This is a genomic window from Pseudomonas sp. HMSC065H01 (assembly GCF_001815235.1).
Classification (GTDB): Bacteria; Pseudomonadota; Gammaproteobacteria; order Pseudomonadales; family Pseudomonadaceae; genus Pseudomonas; species Pseudomonas aeruginosa.
On record NZ_KV819835.1, the window covers coordinates 1 to 1,255 of the forward strand.

A 1,255-nucleotide genomic window follows, 5' to 3' on the forward strand; every position below is an offset into this window, starting at 1 on the left:
AGAACACCGTCTGGATCTTGATCCCCGCCACCAGCGCGTTGTCGACCTCGTCGACCCCGCCCGGCTGCTTGATGTATTGCAGGTTCGGCCGCACCGTCAGCCAGTCGGTCACATGCACCCCGTAGTACAGCTCGGCGTTGTACTCGGTGTCCTGCAGCGGCTGGTACAGCGGGTTGTCGTAGTCGTCGATGCCGTTCACCTGGTTCACCAGGCGCTGGCGCTTCTTCACATCGTCGTTGACATGGATGCGCGCGATGCCCAGGCCGATGTCGTCCTTCGGCCGCGCGTCGAACGGCCCCTTGTAGACCATCCCGAGCTGCTGGTAGTTGTCCACCACGTTGGTCGCCTTGTCGTGGACCGTCAGGTTGGCGAACAGGCTCAACCCGCGCGAGGCATCGCCGTTGTGCGAAGTGACCTGCTGCTGCGCCACCACCCACCAGCCATGCTTGCTGCCGCGCGACTTGAAGTCGTTGCCGGTCAGCCCCTGCGGCTGGCCGTCGACGTCGTCGTAGACGTCATCGGCCTTCGCCGTGCTGTAGTAGTAGCCCAGCCGGTACTCGCCCGGCAGTTGCTCGGCGCCGACCTTCGGCTGCCAGATCAGCTCCACCGGCAGCAACGCGCCCTTGGTCCCGCTGCCGCTCATCTTGAAGCCGTTGCCGGTCTCCAGGTTCGACGGGTTCTGCTCGTAGGCGCCGACCTGCACGTACCAGTCCGGCGCGAAGTTGTACTTCACCCGCAACGCCCACTGGCTGACCGGCCAGTTGTACCAGATGCTCCCCGCCCAGTTGCCCACCTGCGAGCCGCAGAAGGCCAGGTTCTGGAAATCGCAGGGGAAGCTGTTGAAGTCCTCGCCCTCGCCGAAACGGCCGAATTTCACGTCCAGCGCGCCGTCGAAGTACTGCTGCTTGAGCCACAGCTGGGTCAGCCGCCAGGTCTGCCCGCGGCCCCAGACCTCCTGCACCGAGCTGATGTGCCCGGCACGCGGGTCGCCGATGCGGTCGTTGGAAAGGTTCTTGCCGTTGCGCTCGGTGACGGTGAACTGGAACTCGGTAGCCTTCCAGCCGAGGATCTTCTCCAGATCCATGTGCACGCCCAGGGCGAACTGGTCGGTGTAGCGTCCGGTCTTGTCGTCGTCATAGCCGCCGTCGAGGTTGGCCGCCGCCTCGCCGACGTACTCCAGCTTGAAGTCGTAGCCCTTCTCCAGCAGCTCGGTGCGCTTGCCGCCCCAGTCGCCGAGCATCCATTTCGAGTTCGG

The 1,255-nt window shown here is 64.9% G+C and carries 1 protein-coding gene; it reads right to left on the reverse strand.

Going from position 1 to position 1,255, the window contains the following annotated elements; translation table 11 throughout:
* On the reverse strand, window positions 1–1,255 hold a 1,255-nt coding region (oprB, locus tag HMPREF3014_RS03225; RefSeq protein ID WP_031672250.1), incomplete at both ends, for a carbohydrate porin OprB.